This window comes from Aminobacter sp. P4_H6_2 (assembly GCF_056400805.1).
The window spans coordinates 1-3,116 of sequence record NZ_JBFUKO010000616.1 but is presented as its reverse complement, the minus strand read 5'-3'; the positions used below and the strand labels follow the sequence as shown (position 1 = coordinate 3,116).

Genomic DNA, 3,116 nt, shown 5'->3' with positions numbered 1-3,116 from the left:
GTCGACAACGGTGAACGAGGTTCTGGGGGCTGTGTCGGAGGGTATCGCCGCCGATCCGCTTGGCCATCTCAAATGGCTGATCGAGACGCATATCCGCCTGACCGAGGCGATGCAGCCTTGGTTCGTCTTTGCCTATATGGAAGCAAAATCATTTCCGGCCGCCGAACGCCGGATGGCGGTCGACAGCGAGGCCGCGACCGAAGAGATATTTGCCGCAGTGCTGCGGCAAGGAGCGGCCAGCGGCCAATTCGCCGTCGCCGACATCGACCTGACGGCGTCGCTGATCAAGCCATTATTGCAGGATTGGTATGTGAAGCGGGCCAAATATCGCAAGCGCGGCACGACCATAGAGCACTATGTCGAGGCCGTCTCGGCTTTCGTCGAGGCGGCCATACAGCCACGCGCCTGATCAGGCAGCCGGCGTCTCGCCGTTCTGCTGCTTGCCCTTGGCCTTAGCGTGCCAATCGAAGTCGATCGAGCCTTCCTCCGCCTTGTGGAAGTATTGCGAGCACACCAGCCAGCCCTTGAGCGGCCGAAGTAAAGCCATGCAGCTCAGCACGGTGAGCGGCAAGGTGATGAACAGATGTCCCCAAAGCGGCAGGCCAAACTCCATCTGGAGCCAGACCCCGAAAGCCAGTGCGGGCACAGCCGCGATTGTCATGGCGAAAAAGGCCGGACCGTCGGCGGGATCGGCGAAAGAATAGTCGAGACCACAGACTTCGCAGCTCGGCGCGAGCTTCAGAAACCCTGTGAACAGATGACCCATTTGGCAGCGAGGGCAAAGCCCCTGAATGCCGGTTTTCATCGGGTTGTCGGTCGGGGTGAACCCTTCCGCCTTATATCTGGACTGTAACATACGCGCCTCCTTTGGCGGGTCGCGAACACGCGGGCAGCGCCACAGGGCAAGGCGCTCTATCGCGTTCACACATAGGGCGCTTCTCCCTTGTCGGCAAGACGGATTTGCATATAATCCGCATACACTCCTATCAATTATGATTGAATGGACCAATTGTATGGAAATAGCTCTCTCGTCCTGTGCCGGTCCGCCGCATGGGGCAAAATGTCAGTGGGGGTGCGTCGACTTTGCGCGCTGCGCAGATCAAGATGGGGGTCTATTGCAGGGCGTGAGCAATACCTGACGAGTATCAGCCTAGACCACCAATCGCGCGCAAGCCGATTGTGCATGCAAGAGAGGTCTTCAATGTTCGGCCTGACAGCACTCGAACTGGCCCGCATACAGTTCGGCTTTACCATCTCCTTCCACATTATCTTCCCCGCAATCACCATCGGCCTCGCAAGTTACCTCGCTGTGCTGGAAGGTCTGTGGTTGTGGAAGCGCGACACGGTCTATCGCGACCTCTACCATTTCTGGTCGAAGATCTTCGCCGTCAACTTCGCCATGGGCGTCGTCTCGGGCCTGGTCATGGCTTACCAGTTCGGCACCAACTGGAGTTATTTCTCGGCCTTTGCCGGCTCTGTCACCGGCCCCTTGCTCGCCTATGAAGTGCTCACCGCCTTCTTCCTCGAGGCCGGCTTTCTTGGCGTGATGCTGTTCGGCTGGAACAAGGTCGGGCCAGGACTGCATTTTTTCGCGACACTGATGGTGGCGCTTGGCACGCTGATCTCGGCGACATGGATTCTTGCCTCCAACAGCTGGATGCAGACCCCGCAGGGCTTCGAGATCATCAACGGCATCGTCGTGCCGGTGAACTGGTTCGAGGTGATCTTCAACCCCTCCTTCCCCTACCGCCTGGCGCATATGACGGTGGCGGCATTCCTCGCCACGGCGCTGTTCGTCGGTGCTTCGGGCGCCTGGCACCTGCTGCGCGGCAACGACAACCGTCGCGTCCGCACCATGCTGTCGATGGCGATGTGGATGCTGCTCGTCTCGGCGCCCATCCAGATTTTCATCGGCGATCTGCACGGCCTCAACACGCTGAAGCACCAGCCCGCCAAGATTGCTGCCCTTGAAGGCCATTGGGAAAACAAACCCGGCGAATCCATACCGCTGACACTTTTTGGCTGGCCGGACATGGAAGCCGAGACGACGCGTTTTGCGCTGAAGGTCCCGTATCTTGGCAGCCTTATCCTCACCCACGATTTGTACGGCCAGTTCCCCGGTCTCAAGGAGTTCGCCAAGGAAGATCGGCCGAACGCGACGATCGTGTTCTGGAGCTTCCGCATCATGGTGGGCCTCGGCATGCTGATGCTGCTGCTCAGCGTCTGGGGGCTGTGGCTCAGGTGGCGCGGCAGGATGTTTGAGACGAACCTGTTCCTTCGCTTCGCCGCAGTGATGGGGCCAACCGGCTTGATCGCCATTCTTGCTGGCTGGTTCACCACCGAGATCGGCCGCCAACCTTGGATCGTCTATGGCGTGATGCGCACCAAGGACGCCGTGTCGAACCATTCTGCGCTGGCAATGAGCACCACGCTCATCGTCTTCATCGTGGTCTACTTTTTCGTCTTCGGCATCGGCACCAGCTACATGCTGAAGCTGGTCGCCAAAGGTCCGGAAGACGACGAAGGCGAGCCCGTCGAAGGCGAGCCGCTTGGCTCAGGACGCCCCTCGCGTCCGCTGTCCGCCGCGTCGGAGCACATGTCCGCGCCGACCTACCAGCACAGGAAAGGCTGAAACCATGGGAATCGATCTTCCCGTAATCTGGGCTGTCATCATTGCCTTTGGCCTGATGATGTATGTCATCATGGACGGTTTCGATCTCGGCATCGGCATCCTGTTCCCCTTCGTCCGCGACCGCGAGGACCGCGACACCATGGTCAACACCGTCGCCCCGGTGTGGGACGGCAATGAGACCTGGCTGGTGCTCGGCGGTGCGGCGATGATGGCGGTCTTCCCGCTTGCCTATGCCACCATCCTCAGCGCGCTTTATCTGCCGCTGGTGCTGATGCTGCTCGGCCTGATCTGGCGCGGCGTCGCCTTCGAGTTCCGCTTCAAGGCCGACGAGCACCACAAGCCGTTCTGGGACAAGGCCTTTACCGGCGGCTCTTATGTCGCGACCTTCTTCCAGGGCGTGTCGCTCGGCGCGTTCCTCAACGGGTTTCCGATGGAAAACGGTTCCTATACGGGCGGCGCGCTGGACTGGATCACACCTTTCAGC

General features: G+C 60.1%; 4 protein-coding genes. 3 read left to right on the top strand and 1 reads right to left on the bottom strand.

The window, feature by feature from the left end; genetic code table 11:
• The coding region (locus AC1DUU_RS27500) for a TetR-type transcription factor C-terminal domain-containing protein (protein ID WP_476786519.1) at positions 1-409 on the top strand (409 nt) is incomplete at its 5' end.
• Here the strand turns inward: AC1DUU_RS27500 and AC1DUU_RS27495 are convergent.
• Entirely contained in the window at positions 410-856 is a 447-nt protein-coding gene (locus AC1DUU_RS27495; RefSeq protein WP_476786518.1) for a DUF983 domain-containing protein, read from the bottom strand. It abuts the gene before it with no gap.
• A gap of 345 nt (positions 857-1,201) precedes the next feature.
• On the opposite strand from AC1DUU_RS27495, the gene AC1DUU_RS27490 reads away from it, so the two are divergent.
• On the top strand, positions 1,202-2,632 hold the full coding sequence (locus tag AC1DUU_RS27490; protein WP_476786517.1) for a cytochrome ubiquinol oxidase subunit I: 1,431 nt from the start codon (positions 1,202-1,204) through the stop codon (positions 2,630-2,632).
• 4 nt (positions 2,633-2,636) lie between these two features.
• Positions 2,637-3,116 (top strand): cytochrome d ubiquinol oxidase subunit II (cydB, locus tag AC1DUU_RS27485; RefSeq protein ID WP_476786516.1); only part of this gene is annotated, 480 nt, incomplete at its 3' end.

What these genes read in the sequence shown, in the direction of transcription:
- AC1DUU_RS27490 (WP_476786517.1), top strand. Translation starts at nt 1,202, where the DNA reads ATGTTCGGCCTGACAGCACTCGAACTGGCCCGCATACAGTTCGGCTTT.
- AC1DUU_RS27495 (WP_476786518.1), bottom strand. Translation starts at nt 856, where the DNA reads ATGTTACAGTCCAGATATAAGGCGGAAGGGTTCACCCCGACCGACAAC.